This window comes from Bradyrhizobium sp. AZCC 1719, from assembly GCF_036924525.1.
Taxonomy (GTDB): domain Bacteria; phylum Pseudomonadota; class Alphaproteobacteria; order Rhizobiales; family Xanthobacteraceae; genus Bradyrhizobium.
Genome location: NZ_JAZHRU010000001.1, coordinates 150,798 through 166,019, shown reverse-complemented (window position 1 = coordinate 166,019; position 15,222 = coordinate 150,798). Strand labels below are relative to the sequence as shown.

Below are 15,222 nucleotides of genomic sequence, written 5' to 3'. Positions count from 1 at the left end.
TCAGACGCGCACCAGCCAGTAGTTCGCAAGAGCGGAGCCTAGTCCGATCTTGAGTGTCAGCGGCCGCACCGATGCACGCGAGCGGGCGCGTAGCTCCGCCATTTCGTCAAGCATCCGCCCGAGTCCCTCGGCCAAGGTAGCGCCAGCCGCGGTCGGCAACAGACCGCCCCCTGTACGATCAAGCAACCGCGCGCCCACAAAGCCCTCAAGTTTCTTCAGTCGATGGCTGATCGCGCTCTGTGTGAGCCCCAGCTCACCGGCCGCGAGCGTCATGCTGCGATGGCGCAGCGCCGCGTCGAACGCAATCAGGCCATCAAAAGGGGGAAGAGCACGCATGCCAGCACTATGAACGATATTCATGGCGATGTGAACAATTGGCGTTGGCAAAAAGCGGCAATCCAAGACACGAGTAGCCGCACGATGACACAGCCAATAAATATTGCAGACAGCGACTCCGGTCGGTCTGCACAATCGATGTTGCCGGCCCTGCTCTTGGGGATGGCGCCCTTCCTCGCCAATTTTGATGTGACGGCGGTAGCCATCGCGTTGCCGACCGTCGCACGTGAACTCGGGTTCGACGTTGCTGGGTATGCGTGGGTCATGGATGCCTACAGTTTGGCCTTCACAGCCTGCTTGTTGTTTGCGGGAGCGTTGGCGGATCGGTATGGACGACGGCGGGCGATGCTCGTCGGCAATGGCATCTTTGCACTCGCGTCTTTGGCGTGCGGGATGGCATGGGACGGACCGACGCTATTGGTTGCTCGTGCACTGCAGGGGATCGGAGCCGCATTCATCGTGACTGGCGGCTTCGCGCTGATCGCCAGTGTCTATGTGCAGGCAAGGGCGCGCACAGACGCGTTTGCCTTGCTTGGTGTCATGTCCGGGCTCGCCATGGCATTTGGCCCGACGGTTGGCGGACTTGTCTCATCGTGGATCGGCTGGCGCTGGATTTTCCTCATCAACCTGCCAGCCTGCGCTATGGTCGCGTGGGGCGTACCGCGGTTGGTCGCGGAAGCGCGCGAGGCGGTGCCCCGGCGGCTCGACATCCTGGGCGTCGTATTGTTTACCTCCGCGCTTACCGCGCTTGTCGAGGCGCTGTTGCATGGCCGCACGTCGACGTCACATTTGGTAGCGGGTCTCGCGCTGAGTGCGGTGTTTCTGGCTGTATTCGGCATACAGCAGGGAAGCCGCGCCGACCCGATCCTCGATCCAGGCATATTCGTTCAACGGGCCATGATCGGAATTGCGATCCTCCTGTGCGCCGTATCGATCGGCTACTGGGCGATCCTCATCTACTTGCCACTCTTCTTTGCTGCCGCTTTCGACTGGTCCTCGGAAGTGGCCGGCATCGCACTGCTGACGGCCACGCTGCCGATGCTGTTCCTGCCGCCATTGGGCGGTCGGCTTGTCGATCGTCTGGGATGGCGGCTTTACTTCGCCCTGGCGCTCGCGATTTTGGCAGCCGGCAATGCCACCATTGTGATCGCGCTGCTCTCGGATGGTTCAGCACCGCCGCTAATCCCGACTTTCTGCGGGACCGTCGCGATTGGGGTCGGCGTCGCTTTGGCTCACCCGCAACTGTCCGGCGCGGCCGTGTCGCTTGTGCCGCCGGATCTTGCTGGCTTGGCATCTGCCGTGACGGTCGTCATGCGCCAAGCCGGCTTCGCGGTCGGCATCGCAGCTCTCGGCGCGGTGCTTCATAACCAGGGATCGGCGATCAGCTACATCTGGCTGTTCTCGGCAGCGGCAATGGCATCAGCGGCGGGACTGGTCGCGGCGCTCGTCCTACTGCCCGCACCAGCGGCCGCGTCAAAAAAGTAGCCGCGCCAGGAATGTCAGAATGCCATCGCGTCATTTCGCGTCCGCGCAGCAACCGCGTCGCTTTAGGAGTAAAGCGAACATCAACGCGTCACGCAACCGGGCTTATTGGCAAGCGGCTTGGCGCTGCGCCCGTTGCCCGCCACCTTCATGTTGAAACCGCTGGTAGCGGTCGAAAGCCTGCAACGACGTTGTTCGCTCAGGAGTTGTACATTGTGGCGGCCGTCGCAGTTCGGTTCCAAACATAGCCTCGTTTCAACACAGCGCCGCCAGACTTAAACATCGTCGCGCCCGAACTGCCCTCTTCAGCTTGTTCCCGCAACATGTGTTGCGTGTGTCGTGCGTGATGAGGTGTGTTAATGCGTTTTCTTTCCTGGGGGATTGTTGCCGCGTGTGGCTTTTTATTGGCAGGTCCGGCAGCGAAGGCTGCTGAAATCCGTATTCCAGACCTGCCTTCGCCTCACTACAACTGGACCGGATTCTATGCGGGCGTTTACGGCGGCGGTGCGTACGCGGCGTGGGCGGCCGATTACTGCCGAAATGGTGCTTGTCGTCATGCGGAGGGGCAGGCGGGCGGCTTCGCCGTCGGCGTTTACGGCGGCTACAATTATCAATTCGCCAACCGCTTTGTAATTGGCGCCGAATTCGATTGGGGCAAGTCCACCTCGTCAGAGGACGAACTCGTCTTTGGCGACAGTGCGTTGCTATCGAGATTCGGCGCGTTCGGCTCGGCTCGCCTGCGCGCCGGCTACGCGTTCGACCGCCTGCTGGCATTTGGTGCGGTCGGTGTCGGCGTGGCCAGCATCAGCAATGGCTATCGCTATACGGTTCAGAGAGGGTGTGACACGCTGGAGCAGGCGATCTGGGACGAGCAGGTCAAGGCAGGGCTGATCGCTGGCGCGGGCATCGAGTATGCTTTCACCAAGCATCTGGTCGCGCGCGGTGAATATTTCTATGCCGATTACGGCAGCGCCACGATGTCCAGCCGAGACCGCACCCGGGCTGAATTCCGCAACGAGATGCACTTTGTGCGCGTGGGCGCCAGTTATCGGTTCTGATGCTTCGCTCAGGATGGTCCGGCGGCGCTGGCTGCCGGATCATCATGCCGCGCTTCTCCATGCGTCTTATCGTGCGGGCGGCGCGGTGATTGCCTTGCGGATTGCTGCGAGTGGCGCGGTGTCGTCGAACTCGAGATCTTCGCCAACCCGCTTCAATCCGAGGTCGCTCCACAGCGCCGCGAGATCGGGCGCCACCGGCTTCGGCCCCATCTGGTTGTGAAGGCGGGTCAGCACGTCGACGCCGACGGCCTTGTCGGCGGTTGCAAGGATGCGCTCGATCGGCCAGTCCTGCTCATGATTGCCGCCGGCGGCGAGCACGCCGCGCATCGCGTCCTGCAGGCCGAGACGATTGTCGGTGGCTTTGCGGATTTCGATGTCGGCGAGCAGGCAAAACATCGCGCCGCCCCAATATTTCCGCCCCCAGGTGCCGGTGTTGTCGAGGCCCTGGTCGCCGGCCTGCGGCAGCCCCTTCGGCATGTCGCGCATCATCGCCTGCCAGATTTCGCGCGCGCTCAGATCTCCGGCCTGCACCCGCGCGACCGGCTCGACATAGACCGCCAATCCTTCCGAGAGCCACGCGTAGCGGTCGGGCACATCAGGCAGGGCGGTATGCACCATCTCGTGCACCATCACCCAGTCGCGGCGCAGCACATCCTCGCTTGAATCGCGGCCAAGCGGAATGCGAATGGCGGCGCCGCGATAGCCCCACGTCGTGCCGCCGCGAATGCGCCCACCATCGACGGGTACCAAGAGCAGCCGGAGCGAGTTGACGGGAAATCGCCCGTAATAGGTCGTCACGGCCCGAGCCGACATCCTGATCCAGTCGAGCAGTTTTTCCCTGGGCAGCATGAAGTCGCCCGGCGCGAGCGCGACATGGATGATGCCGCCGGGCACGTCAATATCGGTTTTGGGCAGCCGGTCGAAAGCGTCGTAGGGCATCCGGTCGCGCATATATTCCGATTGCGCATCGGCGCGGAACGAAACGGCGCTTGCCAGCACCGCGATGATGACGGCGGCGGCCACGGTCCAGCGAAAGGCGCTGGCGGCTTTCATCGCAGCACGGTCTGGACCGCGGCCGACCGCTCCTCACCTGGGCGTTGCGCGATGAACGAGGCGGCCTGTTCGTGGAGATCGCCGAGCATGGCGGCGAGCAAGGCTTCGCCCTTGGCCGACGTCGCCCGTGTCGGATCGCCATAGCTCCCGGAGCGGCTGTAATTTGGCGAGTACGGATCCGACGGCGTCAGTGCGCCCGGCGTCTCCCGGTTCAGGGTGGGGCTGGCTTCGGCGCGCGTCAGGTCGACCAGATGCGGCGCCAGCGCCAGCATCAGCGACGTTTCCAGTTCATCCGCATGACTGCCATGGCTCTGCTCGGCCAATTGCCTCGCCACGCGCGGATAGCGCGGGCCTTCGTGGATCCACAGATGCCTGATCCGCACGCTGTCGAGGCGCGCCAGTGCGCGATCGACCGGGGCCAGGGTGCTGATCCCGGTGTTGAGCACCAGCAGCTTTGGACATCCGCCGGCGAGAATCTGCCCCGCAATCTCGCGCACCAGCGCCTCGAAGGTCGAAATCGACAGGCTGCTGCTGCCGGCATACTCGACGAAAGCGGGATAATGACCGTAGGTCAGCGTCGGCCAGATCAGCGCGTCGATCTTTTCCGCCATCCTGGCTGCGAGCCATTCGGCCTGGATGCGGTCGGTGTTGAGCGGGAGATGGAAGCCGTGCTGCTTGGCGGCGGCGCCGATTGGCAATATGGCCACCGCGCCACTACCGATGCGCCGCGCGACTTCGTCCCAGTGCATGCGCTCGATGAAGTGGCGATCGGTGTCCATTCCCATTCGCCGAGCGCTCCCCCTTCATGAGCCGACGGAAACATCCGTCAAAAGCCCCGCCGTGATCCAGCCGTGCAGATAGCCGGCGCCGCGGCCTGCCGCGCCGTCGGGGTCGTCATGGGTCGCGAGCATTTCGCAGAGTACGCCGAACGGAATGCCGTTCGCGGCCTCGTCCCACATCATCGCCTCTTCCGCCGAAAGCTCGCGGAACATCGGCGTGACGTCCTGACGCCAGATCAGAAGATGCGCCGGCTGCTCCATTGCGGTCGCGTCCGGCGGCGTTTCGTCGTTCTTGAGCGCGAGCCAGATCGCAGCCGCATTGGTTGCAAGATCGAGCCTGAAGACACCGGGATGCGGCTGAAACCTCAGGCCCGACCATGCCTCGGGCGCAAAGCGTGCCATGTCGGTCAGTTCGACCACCTTGCTTTCCGCGGCGTCGAAGGCGTCGTTGAGCGCCTTTTCCAGCGCGGCCAGATCGGACAGTACGGGATGGTCCGAGTAGGGCTTCGCCGATTTCAAAAACTCCGGCAGGCCTTGCGAGAACCAGCGCAGGTTCGGATGCGCGGACGGACGCGCCTTGACATAAGCGTACCCCATCTCGTCGAACATCTCGTCGCCGAGATAAAGGTGCAGCAGCTCGTGGTCGTTGCGCATTGCCTCGACCAGCCGCGAACCGTAGGCATAGCGATAGACGCCGAACAGCGTTTCGCGCTTCTCGCGCGGGCTGTCGAGGATTTCAGCCAGCACCGTATCGTCGCCATCAAGGATGCCGCGCTGAAACTCGGCTTGCTGTCGCGCAAAATCGCTCATTCCGCCTGCGTGCACCTCGGCAAGATTTTTTCGGCCATCTCACGGGTCCTGACAACCTCAAGCACCAACTCGTCGAGCGGCGGGATGTTGTCGTCGCGCTCGATCATGGTCGAGACCCGGCCAAAACGCTTCAACGCCGCGGCATAGAGATCCCAGACATCCTCGCACACCGGATGGTCGTGGGTGTCGATGATATGGGTGCCCATGTGGCTGTGGCCGGCCATGTGAAACTGCACCACGCGATCCGCCGGAATGCCATTGAGGAAAGTCATGGGATCGTAGCCGTGGTTGAAGGCGCTGACATAGACATTGTTGACGTCGAACAGGAGCCAGCATCCGGAGCGGCGCGACAATTCGGACAGGAATTCCCATTCCGTCATTTCGGAATTGCTGAACTGCACGTAGGTCGAGACATTCTCGAGCACGATGGCGCGGCCGAGAAAATCCTGCACCAGTTGGACGCGGCTGACGACGTGATCGAGCGCTTCCCTGGTGTAGGGGATCGGCAGCAGGTCATGCAGGTTCTTGCCGTGCACGCCGGTCCAGCACAGATGGTCCGATACCCATTTCGGCTCGACTCGCCGGGCGAGATCCTTCAGAGCCTGCAGATATTCGAAGTTCGGCGGGGCGGTGGAGGCGATCGACATCGACACGCCATGCATCACCACGGGGTAGCGTTCGCATATCCGGTCGAGCGTGCGTAGCGGCTGGCCGCCGGGCAGCATGTAGTTTTCGCTGATCACCTCGAACCAGTCGATCGGCGGATTGCCGCTCAGGATTTCGTCGTAATGCTGGTGGCGCAAGCCGAGGCCGAAGCCGAGGAAGGGCGGCTTGGCCGATGTCACCGTGCGGTCTGCAAGCGCAGCCGCCGAAGTATCTGGCAATCTGCTTGCGACGTTCATCTCGTCTCCGCTCGAACGGCGCCGCAAGTGCGGCGGCGTGTCCCAAACTGCACCGTCAACCTAGCATGGATGCGAGGCCCGGCCTACACCCGGGCCTCGATCGGACCGCGACTTAAGACGGCATGTACTTGCCCTTGGCGGCGTCGCACTTTTCCTTGGTCATGGCCGAGAAGCCCTGCCCCTTGCAGGCGTTCTGGCCCTTGCAGGCATTGCTGGCACCCTTGCAAGCGCTCTGGCCCTTGCAGGCATTGGCGCCGACGCACTTACCTTCGCCGGCGGCATAGGCCACGGTCGACACGGTGGCGCCGGCCAGGAACAGGGTGGCTGCGGCGGCGGCGAGGGTGGCGCCGGACTTCGAAGTCATCTTCATTGGTATCCTCCAAAGGAAGTGTGAGGGTGCATCGCCCGCAAGCCGCGACAGTTCCGCGGCCGACAAACTGCACCCGGAGATAGCTACGCGGCGGGTCTGGATTTAGTTACGCGCGGGGCCGACTTTATTTCGGCCGCCGGGACGAGACAACGAGGGTCCGGCAAGCGCTGGACCCTCGTTGCACCTGATCGGAACGATCAGCCCTTGACGAACTTGGCGCCCATGGCGGCGCAAGCCTTCTCGGAGATCGCCGAGAAGCCTTGACCCTTGCAGGCGTTCTGGCCCTTGCAGGCATTGGCCGAACCCTTACAGGCGCTCTGGCCCTTGCAGGCGTTGCCGGCCATGCACTTGCCCTGGGCGGCGTTCGCGGGCGTCGACACCGTCGACACCACCGAGCCGGCGAGGAACAGGGTGGCGGCGGCTGCGGCGAGCGTCGCACCGGACTTGGAATTCAACTTCATGACGATCTCCTCGATGATTGTTTGCAGACAGGACGTCGCGCGCATCCGTTGACCGTTTCGATCACGGACCCCCACAACGCAAGCGATGTGACGGATGGCAATCAGATCGCGGCGGGCTTGCAGAAAACGTCAAGCCGCCGTGACCCGACTGTTCATCCATGCCAGCTACGGGGCATCGGGCGATTTGGTTACAGAGTTTCAAAAGAAAATTTTCTGCATTAAAATCTTGACAAAGCGACGTGATATGGACGCTGTTCCTGGCCGTTTCCTGATAGGAGCTGGCGCGCCCGAAATACTTTGACAATCGCCTAGCAAAGAAAGAGCCCGGAAAGTGATCCGGGCTCTTTGTGGTTATGCAGCTTCCATAAGTTTTTTGGCTGCCTGCGCCAGAAAACCAGATCTTGTGTAGCCGTGCGCTTCTGCAAATTTGTCGATTTGCCCAAGAATATCTTCTGGCAGGGTGACATTGATGCGAACAGTTTTGGGTTGTTCGTTCTTTACAGAGACGAGGATAGCCACACCCGATTGGTTGTTCGGATCAGACATAACCGCTTCCAAGGCAGAGGGTTCGGGAATAGCTTCTCCGTCCTCTACCAACCCTTCGATATGAAGGGTAAGGGCCTCCTCAGCCATGGCGCGAGCGTCATCCAAGCTGGTCCCCGCGGTAATAACGCCGGGAAAGTCCGGAAAAGAAACGCCAAAGTGGCTGTCGGCGTCCTTATGGATAAGACCAATATAGTTACGCATGGCTCTTACCTCAGTTTTAGACCTGACTGCTTTTCGATACTCTTTAGTGTCCCAACGGGGATGTCCCGTTCGGGATGCGGAACGGTTACGCGGCCCTTCTTAGTGGGGTGTTTGAATTGTACATGGCTGCCTCTTTGAGCCACTTGAATCCATCCATCCCTTTGAAGGGCCGAGATAATTTCCCGGCTTTTCATAGTGTGTATTAATACACACTGCCGTACTTTTGTCAACAGAGAAGTGAACTCTGTTGGCGTCAACGCCTAGAGCAGTGCGGTTTCGCAGCCGAGCCAGAGAACGCGCGTAGCCTTCAATCGATCAGCCAAAGCTGCGCCGCGGTTTGCGTTGGTCGTTCAGCGCCGCGCTGGCTTCAGCTTCGCCATCTGCGCGACAGTGGCCCTCAACTCCTCGGCATTGAAGGACGGAAACGAACAGATACGGTTGCTGCAGGCGAACGCCGCGGGTTCGCCGAGATCGGGATATTCGACATCGGGATTGGGCAGCTTGCCCTCGCGCAGATCGAGCCACTCCAGTCGCTTGTAGCGGGCCGGCAATGCACGGGCCAGCGCATGCAGGTTTTTCGCGCGGGCGTCGTCCTTGTGTCCGACGATTGTCATGTGGGTGGGTTCAACCGCGAGTTCTTCGTCGGCGAGCAGAGCGCCGGGCAGGGGACGTATCATCCCGGCCGAAGCGCTGGCCAGATAGCGCATCGCGTGCGCGGCCTCTTCGCGATAGGCCTCGTTGCCGAAGTAGCGGTTGAGCAGGTTCATGAATCTTGCGACCTGCACCTGATCGTCGATCAGCTTGGCGGGCCTGGCGAGCACGCCGGTTTTGCCTTCCGCTGTCTTCGAGGTCACGAAGCCGCCGGCCTCATCACGAAAGGTCGCGATAAAATCGCCGGCCTTCGCGGCCGAACTGAGCCAGCCGCGATTTCCCGTGGCGGCATAGAGATCGAGAAAGGCCTGGCCCATAGCCAGCGTGTCGCCGATGAATGGCCCGCCGCGATCCTTGTCGCCATGACGGAACCCGCCATCGGGGAGCGCGCGGTTGTCGATCACCCATTTCGCCGCGCGTTCTGCGATCGCCAGCACCTTCGGATCGTTGGTGACGTTGTAGTAGGCCGAAAGCCCCGAGATCGCCCAGCCGTTTTCGCGCGCATACAGATTCTTGTCGATGCGCGGCATGCCGAGCTTGCGCCGCTCGCCGTCCGACAGCGCGTAATAGGTGTGCCCATCGGTGTCGTGATCGAGATCGGCATCCTGGCTGACATAGAACGCGCCGTCCGGGCTCTTGAGAAACTGGGCGAGATAGCGTTCGATGTTGCGTGCGGCAGCAAGGTATTTCGGATCCTTCCACAGCGCATAGGCTTGGCTGTATTGCCGGAGATATTGCGCCTGGAACGACATGATCTTTTCGAAATGCGCGTGCGTCCAGGAGCCCGCTTCGGAATATTGGTACACGCCGCCCCAGACCGGATCGATCAGCGCGATGGCGGCATCGAGCGTTTGCCGGGCGCGCTTGGTCGCGATGGCGTCGCCGGACTCGGCGCGGGTGATCGCAAGGTCCATGCTGTCGGCGTCGATGTATTTCTGGTTCTCGCCCCAGCCGCCGAGCTGTTCCTCGTAGGCTTCGTCAAAGTTCTTCATCAGCGCAGCGCGCTGCGCCTTGTCGAGGAAGGCGGAGGTCGATGGCTTGACTTCAAACGCTTCAGCGACTGATGGTCCCGGCGAGGGATCATCGATGATCGCCTTGAGCAGCGCCTGCATCCGCTCCGGTTCGATATAGCCCCTGATCTTGGCGATCTCGGTGCCGTCGGGGCCGAACACGATGGTCGCCGGCCAACCCCAGTCGCCATAGCGGCTCGACAGATCGGGGTTGGCGTCCTGATCGACTCGCACCGGCAGATATTTCGCGGCGAGCAATTCCCTGACCTCGGGATTGGCGTAGGTCGTCTTCTCCATGACGTGGCACCAGTGGCACCACACCGCCTCGAGATCGAGGATGACGAAGCGCTGTTCGGCCTGCGCTCGGGCGAACAGATCGTCGCTCCAGTCGCTCCATTCGGGCCGGTCCGCAGCAAACGACGGCGATGCCGCCAGCGCGGCAAGTGCGAAGGCGGCAATGCGGACGAGTTTCATGGTGGCTCCCGGAAGCGTGGCGTTTTCTCCAGCTACGCAGGCGGCAAGATCAGGGCTCAAGCATTAGCCGATGTCACGGGATTGTGAGTGTCAGGTTGAAGCTTTGGGGTGGCCGCTGGCATTCACCAGCAACCGGTCCAGTGACGCCGCGCCGGGACCGGCAATCGCAAGCCACATGAAGCCGGCGAAGTAGGCAGCCTCCTCAAAACCGAGCAGCGTCTCCAGTGATTCGACGTCGCCCCATTTGGCCGACTTGATGGCGACGACCATGACCACCGCCAGCATCGCGGCCGGGATTCGCGTGAACAGGCCGAGGATCAGCATGGCACCGCCGAAGAATTCGACGCCGGACACGAAGGGGGTGAGGATTGTCGGGAAAGGGATGCCCCAACCGGCAAAGTTTTCGGTGACCTGCGCCAGATGATTGAGCTTGCCCCAGCCGGCCAGCATGAAGGTGTAACCGACGATGAGCCGCATGATCAGCGGGCCGGCCCAGGAAAAATGCGAGGCGATCTGCGCCGGCAACAGGATGAGCAGATTGACGATGGAATACATGCGACCCCCTTGAGATTTCGTGACGCCGCGACCTGCGGTCACGTCGCGGCCGCGGTGGCGGCAGTCTGGTCCTGACAGGAAATTCGATGGCGCCGACCCGCTTGTTACGGGGGCTTAGCCGAAATTTTGCAGCGCGGGAAAAGTCTCCAGCAGCCAGATGCTGATGCTGGTGACGGAGCCGGTCAGGAAGCCAATGCCGGTGATCACCATCAGGATGCCCATGGCATGCTCGATCTTGCCGAGGTGTCGCTTCATCCGCGCAAACAGCGAGGAGAACTGCTCGATCATGAAGGCTGCCAGCAGGAACGGGATTCCGAGCCCGGCGGAATAGACCGCGAGCAGACCGGCGCCCTTGGTGACGGTGGCCTCGGCGGCTGCGATCGACAGGATCGCAGCCAGAATGGGGCCGATGCAGGGGGTCCAGCCGAAGGCGAAGGCGAGCCCCATGGCATAGGCGCCCCAGAGGCCGACCGGCTTCGGCATCGGCATCCGCCCCTCGCGCATCAACAGTCCGATCCGGGTCAAGCCGAGGAAGTGCAGGCCCATGATGATGATCACGATGCCGGCCACGATCGAGAGCTCCGCCGACCAGGCGCGGATCAGGACGCCGATCAGCGAGGCGCTGGCGCCAAGCGCCACGAAGACGGTGGAAAAGCCGAGCACGAACATCAGTGCCGAAGCCATCACCGCGCGCTTTGATGCCTGCGTCGGTCCGGCATTGGCGACCTGCTCGATGGTCGCGCCGGTGAGATAGATCAGATAGGGCGGCACCAGGGGCAGCACGCAGGGGGACAGAAAGCTGACAAGACCGGCAATCAGGGCCGCCGGTATGGAAACATCGTGCATCGCATGACCTTCGAAAACTGCCGCAAGGCATAGCGCCGTCTTCGCTTGTACGGAACAGGCAATCGATAAGTTTCGTCGCCAATACGGCTTAACTTCGGTCACAGAGCCGTGTCCGGGGCGCCGAAATTGCCTCGCCGGCGAAACAGACGCTGGTATGGTCCCGTATTGCGGTAATCAGACCGTCAGAGACCCCCGTATGTGCCTCGGCATCCGCAGCGCCATTTCCGCCCTCGTGCTGACGTCCATCGTCGTCAGTGCCGTCGGCGTGCACCTTTTGTGGTGGCGCACCGCCCATCAGGTCAGCCAGACGCTTGCCAACACCATCAACGACCAGATCGTTTCCGCGGTCAGCGACGAACTGCAGTCGGTCACTTCAGAGGCGCGGTCGTCGATGCTGTCGGTGCGAACGCTGCTGGCCGAAAAAGTGTTCGACCCGCGCGACGCCCGAAAACGCGAGATCGTTTTCCGCTCGCAGTTGCTGTCGCAACCGACGATCTCCTGGGTGGCATTTGGATGGCCGGACGGCTCGTTCTTTGCCGGGCACAAGCTCGGCGACAACGTCATCGAAATGCTCGAAATCACGCCCGACCGCAATTTGCGCATCAATCGCTACGAATTCGTCGGCGACGATCTTCGGCTGAAGGCGAGCTGGTTCGAAGACACCGACTATTCCGTGACCGAGCAGGAATGGTTTCGGGTCGCCAAAGAGACCAACGACGAACACTGGTCGACGCTGACGACGCATCCGCGCGGCGAGCGGCTGGCGGCGGCCTTTTCGGCCCCGATCGAAATCGATCACAAATCGGCCGGCGTCGTTGCGATCATCATCGAGCTGACCCGCGTCTCGAATTTCCTGTCGCAGCTCACGGTCGGCAAATCCGCAGGCGCCTTCATTCTCGAGCGGGACGGCAAGGTGGTGGCCTCGCCCGATCCCGACGCCAGCGAACTGGTGGCGCTGAAGACCGATCATCCACTGTTTCCGGTCGCCGTCGATGCGATCCGCAATGCCGGCAGCGCCTACGAACCCGGCGAGGGCCAGCCGTTCAACACGACGGTGACGCGCGACGGCAAGGCCTATCAGGCCGTGATTACGCCGATTTCGTTTCCGGGCTGGTCGTTGGTGACGGTGGTGCCGGAATCGGAATTTCTCGGACCGGTGCAGATGACGATCCGAAACCTGCTGATCGGGCTTGCGGTCCTGATCGTTTTTGCCGGGATATTGTCGGCGTGGCTCGCCCAGCGCCTGATCGCAGCGCCCCTGATCAAGGTGGTGAACGAGATCAGGCATGTCGAGCGTTTCGATCTCGACAAGGTGCAGCGGCATCCGTCGCGGCTGACCGAGATCGGAAATCTGTCGGGCGCGATCGGCGACATGGCGCAGGGGCTTGCCGCGTTCCGCAAATACATTCCAGCCGACCTGGTCAAGCGGCTGATCAGCGACGGCAACGGCGCGCGGCTTGGCGGCGCGGTGCGGCCGATGAGCGTGATGTTCGTCGATCTGGCCGGCTTCACCGGCATATCCGAGCGGCTCGGCGACCGCATCATCCCGCTGCTGTCGCGCTATTTCGATTGCGTCTCGGCGCAGATTCAAAACCAGAACGGCACCATCGACAAATTCATCGGTGATGCCGTGATGGCGTTCTGGGGCGCGCCGTCGCCCAACCCCGATCATGCCGTCGATTGCTGCCGGGCGGCCTTGGCGTGCCGGCGCGCGGTGGAAGAGGCCGACCTCGTCGACGACCACGGCCAGCCGGTCAGGATCCGCATCGGCATCAATTCCGGCGACATGCTGGTCGGCAATATCGGATCGGAGGTGCGGCTGAACTACACCGTGATCGGCGATGCCGTGAACATTGCGAGCCGGCTGGAAAGCACCAACAAGGCGTACGGCTCCACGATCATCATCGGCCCCGAAACGCGCCGGCTGGCGGGAAAAAGCATCGTGGTTCGCGAACTCGACCGGCTGGCGGTCTATGGCCGTGCGGGCGGCTTGCAGATCTATGAATTGCTAGGCATGGCTGACGATATCGGCGCACCCGCCTGGGTGGCTTCGTACGAGGCTGGCCTTGCCGCCTGGCGCGCGCGGGATTTCCCGGCTGCGATCGGCGCGTTCGAGAAAGTGCTGGAAATCCGCGAGCACGATGCAGCGTCGGCGACGATGATTGAGCGCTGCAGGCAGCAGCTCGAAAATCCGGCCGGCGAAGATTGGGACGGCACGACGGTGGCGCGGACCAAGTAGCCCGACGCGGCTTTGCCGCCTTGCCTGCGGGGACGGGTTTGGCCATAGATGTGCCGGCCCTGGCGGTGCATTCGCTAGCGATCGATAGGGAAGCCGTTCCGCGTTGAAAGTGCTGTTGACCCATACGCCGCAGTCGCGCGCCCAGTACTACGGCGACCGTAGTCTTTCCGGGCTGCAGGCCGTCGCGCAGGTGAAACTGCATGAAGCAAGCGACGCGCTCGACGCGGCCGGCCTGATCGAGGCCGCCCGCGATGTCGACATCATCGTGGCCGACCGGCTCACCGCGGGTCCGGGCGAGATATTTTTGAAGCTGCCGAAGCTGCGCGCCTTCGTTCGTTGCGCGGTCGACATCCGCAACGTCGATGTCGAAGCCGCTTCGGCCGCCGGCGTTCTGGTCACGCGGGCGGGACCCGGCTTTATTCAATCGGTTGCCGAACTTGCGCTCGGCTTCATGGTCGATCTGTCGCGTGGGGTTTCACGTGCGACCGCCGACTATCATGCCGGCCGCAAGCCGGAGGTCATCATGGGCCGGCAACTGGCCGGCAGCCGCCTCGGCATCATCGGCTATGGCAGCATCGGCCGTTACCTGGCTGATATCGCCAAGGTGTTGGGGATGGAGGTCATGGTCGCCGATCCCTTTGCGACGGTGAGCGACGCCGCGATCCGGCATGTGCCGCTCGGCGAACTGCTTGATCGTTCCGACTACGTCGTCTGCCTCGCGGTCGCCAACGAGCAAACCGAGAATCTGATCGACCAGGCGGCGCTGGCCCGCATGCAGCGGCATGCCTTTTTCATCAACCTGTCGCGCGGCAATCTCGTTGACGAGGCCGCATTGTCGGCGGCCTTGCGCGAAAACCGCATCGCCGGCGCCGCGATGGATGTCGGCCGCGCCCTCGACCAGATGCCGTCGCCGGAGTTCGCGAGCCTGCCGAACGTCATCGCGACGCCACATATCGGCGGCCTGACGCCGCCGGCGATCGAAAGCCAGGCGCTGGAGACGGTGCGGCAGGTTGAGGCCATCACCGCGGGCGGGGTGCCGGCCGGCGCCGTCAACGCCGAGCGTTGGCAGCGGCGGCCGTCTAGGCCTTAAGATAGCGCCCCGGCGGCTTCTCAACGTCCGCGAGCTTGCAGAGCCGATGCCCGGCGCTACGCGCAAGCAATCGCTTACTGGTTGTTGTATGCGGTACGGCGAAGTAGGATGGTTGCGTCGCGTACTAACCGCTTAGCTGACGGTTCTGATGAAGTGCCCCAGGTGCGAACACGACAATCGGCCTGAAGCGAAATTCTGCGAGCAGTGCGCCGCTCCTTTCGAGCGCGGCTGTCCTAATTGCGGTAGCTTCGTGTCATCAGGAGCCAAGTTCTGTTCCCAATGCGCACACCCAATTGGACTTGACGAAGAACATCGAGCGGTAAACCGCTTCTTGTCACCTGACAATTATACTCCAAAAC

At 62.5% G+C, this 15,222-nt stretch carries 16 protein-coding genes and 1 pseudogene; 5 read left to right on the top strand and 12 right to left on the bottom strand.

Annotated elements, in window-relative coordinates; all coding sequences use genetic code 11:
- Nucleotides 1-360, bottom strand: a complete 360-nt coding sequence (locus tag V1292_RS00830) for a LysR family transcriptional regulator (protein ID WP_334369878.1) — start codon at nucleotides 358-360, stop codon at nucleotides 1-3.
- Here V1292_RS00830 and V1292_RS00825 point away from each other — a divergent pair.
- A complete protein-coding gene (locus V1292_RS00825) occupies nucleotides 346-1,821 on the top strand; it encodes an MFS transporter (RefSeq protein ID WP_334369877.1) in 1,476 nt (491 codons plus the stop codon). The two genes, V1292_RS00830 and V1292_RS00825, sit on opposite strands and share 15 nt — an antisense overlap.
- Nucleotides 1,822-2,177: 356 nt before the next feature.
- Nucleotides 2,178-2,876: an outer membrane protein gene (locus V1292_RS00820; RefSeq protein WP_334369876.1), complete on the top strand. Its 699-nt coding sequence runs from the start codon at nucleotides 2,178-2,180 to the stop codon at nucleotides 2,874-2,876.
- A 66-nt stretch (nucleotides 2,877-2,942) separates the two neighbouring features.
- Here V1292_RS00820 and V1292_RS00815 read toward each other — a convergent pair whose 3' ends face one another.
- The 11 genes from V1292_RS00815 to V1292_RS00765 form a co-directional block, all read right to left on the bottom strand.
- A complete protein-coding gene (locus V1292_RS00815) occupies nucleotides 2,943-3,929 on the bottom strand; it encodes a hypothetical protein (protein ID WP_334369875.1) in 987 nt (328 codons plus the stop codon).
- Nucleotides 3,926-4,708, bottom strand: coding sequence for a creatininase family protein (locus V1292_RS00810; RefSeq protein WP_334369874.1), 783 nt, complete (start codon nucleotides 4,706-4,708; stop codon nucleotides 3,926-3,928). Before V1292_RS00810 ends, V1292_RS00815 begins: the two co-directional genes overlap by 4 nt.
- Before the next feature lie 24 nt (nucleotides 4,709-4,732).
- Entirely contained in the window at nucleotides 4,733-5,518 is a 786-nt protein-coding gene (locus V1292_RS00805) for a DNA-binding domain-containing protein (RefSeq protein WP_334369873.1), read from the bottom strand.
- Complete coding sequence (bufB, locus tag V1292_RS00800; protein WP_334369872.1) at nucleotides 5,515-6,420, bottom strand: MNIO family bufferin maturase; 906 nt, start codon at nucleotides 6,418-6,420, stop codon at nucleotides 5,515-5,517. Before bufB ends, V1292_RS00805 begins: the two co-directional genes overlap by 4 nt.
- Before the next feature lie 112 nt (nucleotides 6,421-6,532).
- A complete protein-coding gene (gene bufA2 / locus V1292_RS00795; RefSeq protein WP_057846977.1) occupies nucleotides 6,533-6,790 on the bottom strand; it encodes a BufA2 family periplasmic bufferin-type metallophore in 258 nt (85 codons plus the stop codon).
- Between the two features lie 197 nt (nucleotides 6,791-6,987).
- Nucleotides 6,988-7,251: a BufA2 family periplasmic bufferin-type metallophore gene (gene bufA2 / locus V1292_RS00790; RefSeq protein ID WP_334369871.1), complete on the bottom strand. Its 264-nt coding sequence runs from the start codon at nucleotides 7,249-7,251 to the stop codon at nucleotides 6,988-6,990.
- 351 nt (nucleotides 7,252-7,602) lie between these two features.
- Nucleotides 7,603-7,998: a type II toxin-antitoxin system HicB family antitoxin gene (locus V1292_RS00785; RefSeq protein ID WP_334369870.1), complete on the bottom strand. Its 396-nt coding sequence runs from the start codon at nucleotides 7,996-7,998 to the stop codon at nucleotides 7,603-7,605.
- 5 nt (nucleotides 7,999-8,003) lie between these two features.
- A complete protein-coding gene (locus tag V1292_RS00780) occupies nucleotides 8,004-8,192 on the bottom strand; it encodes a type II toxin-antitoxin system HicA family toxin (RefSeq protein WP_334369869.1) in 189 nt (62 codons plus the stop codon).
- Between the two features lie 156 nt (nucleotides 8,193-8,348).
- The gene (locus V1292_RS00775; RefSeq protein ID WP_334369868.1) at nucleotides 8,349-10,133 is read right to left on the bottom strand and encodes a thioredoxin domain-containing protein; all 1,785 of its coding nucleotides are present in this window, start codon (nucleotides 10,131-10,133) and stop codon (nucleotides 8,349-8,351) included.
- Between the two features lie 90 nt (nucleotides 10,134-10,223).
- Nucleotides 10,224-10,688, bottom strand: coding sequence for a DoxX family protein (locus V1292_RS00770; protein ID WP_334369867.1), 465 nt, complete (start codon nucleotides 10,686-10,688; stop codon nucleotides 10,224-10,226).
- A gap of 114 nt (nucleotides 10,689-10,802) precedes the next feature.
- A complete protein-coding gene (locus V1292_RS00765) occupies nucleotides 10,803-11,534 on the bottom strand; it encodes a cytochrome c biogenesis CcdA family protein (protein ID WP_334369866.1) in 732 nt (243 codons plus the stop codon).
- 196 nt (nucleotides 11,535-11,730) lie between these two features.
- Here V1292_RS00765 and V1292_RS00760 point away from each other — a divergent pair, with 196 nt between their 5' ends.
- The 3 genes and pseudogenes from V1292_RS00760 to V1292_RS33810 all read left to right on the top strand — a co-directional run.
- Complete coding sequence (locus V1292_RS00760; RefSeq protein WP_334369865.1) at nucleotides 11,731-13,773, top strand: adenylate/guanylate cyclase domain-containing protein; 2,043 nt, start codon at nucleotides 11,731-11,733, stop codon at nucleotides 13,771-13,773.
- Between the two features lie 103 nt (nucleotides 13,774-13,876).
- Nucleotides 13,877-14,863 carry a hydroxyacid dehydrogenase gene (locus V1292_RS00755; RefSeq protein ID WP_334369864.1) on the top strand — a complete coding sequence of 329 codons (987 nt, stop codon included), beginning with the start codon at nucleotides 13,877-13,879 and terminating at the stop codon, nucleotides 14,861-14,863.
- A gap of 148 nt (nucleotides 14,864-15,011) precedes the next feature.
- A pseudogene (locus tag V1292_RS33810) lies at nucleotides 15,012-15,134 on the top strand (double zinc ribbon domain-containing protein); the annotation flags it as partial.
- Nucleotides 15,135-15,222: the final 88 nt, after the last annotated feature.

Coding starts and splice junctions, on each gene's coding strand:
- V1292_RS00815 (WP_334369875.1), bottom strand. CDS start 3,929: ATGAAAGCCGCCAGCGCCTTTCGCTGGACCGTGGCCGCCGCCGTCATC.
- bufB (WP_334369872.1), bottom strand. CDS start 6,420: ATGAACGTCGCAAGCAGATTGCCAGATACTTCGGCGGCTGCGCTTGCA.
- V1292_RS00765 (WP_334369866.1), bottom strand. CDS start 11,534: ATGCACGATGTTTCCATACCGGCGGCCCTGATTGCCGGTCTTGTCAGC.
- V1292_RS00780 (WP_334369869.1), bottom strand. CDS start 8,192: ATGAAAAGCCGGGAAATTATCTCGGCCCTTCAAAGGGATGGATGGATT.
- V1292_RS00775 (WP_334369868.1), bottom strand. CDS start 10,133: ATGAAACTCGTCCGCATTGCCGCCTTCGCACTTGCCGCGCTGGCGGCA.
- V1292_RS00820 (WP_334369876.1), top strand. CDS start 2,178: ATGCGTTTTCTTTCCTGGGGGATTGTTGCCGCGTGTGGCTTTTTATTG.
- V1292_RS00830 (WP_334369878.1), bottom strand. CDS start 360: ATGAATATCGTTCATAGTGCTGGCATGCGTGCTCTTCCCCCTTTTGAT.
- bufA2 (WP_057846977.1), bottom strand. CDS start 6,790: ATGAAGATGACTTCGAAGTCCGGCGCCACCCTCGCCGCCGCCGCAGCC.
- V1292_RS00785 (WP_334369870.1), bottom strand. CDS start 7,998: ATGCGTAACTATATTGGTCTTATCCATAAGGACGCCGACAGCCACTTT.
- V1292_RS00760 (WP_334369865.1), top strand. CDS start 11,731: ATGTGCCTCGGCATCCGCAGCGCCATTTCCGCCCTCGTGCTGACGTCC.
- V1292_RS00805 (WP_334369873.1), bottom strand. CDS start 5,518: ATGAGCGATTTTGCGCGACAGCAAGCCGAGTTTCAGCGCGGCATCCTT.
- bufA2 (WP_334369871.1), bottom strand. CDS start 7,251: ATGAAGTTGAATTCCAAGTCCGGTGCGACGCTCGCCGCAGCCGCCGCC.
- V1292_RS00825 (WP_334369877.1), top strand. CDS start 346: ATGAACGATATTCATGGCGATGTGAACAATTGGCGTTGGCAAAAAGCG.
- V1292_RS00770 (WP_334369867.1), bottom strand. CDS start 10,688: ATGTATTCCATCGTCAATCTGCTCATCCTGTTGCCGGCGCAGATCGCC.
- V1292_RS00810 (WP_334369874.1), bottom strand. CDS start 4,708: ATGGACACCGATCGCCACTTCATCGAGCGCATGCACTGGGACGAAGTC.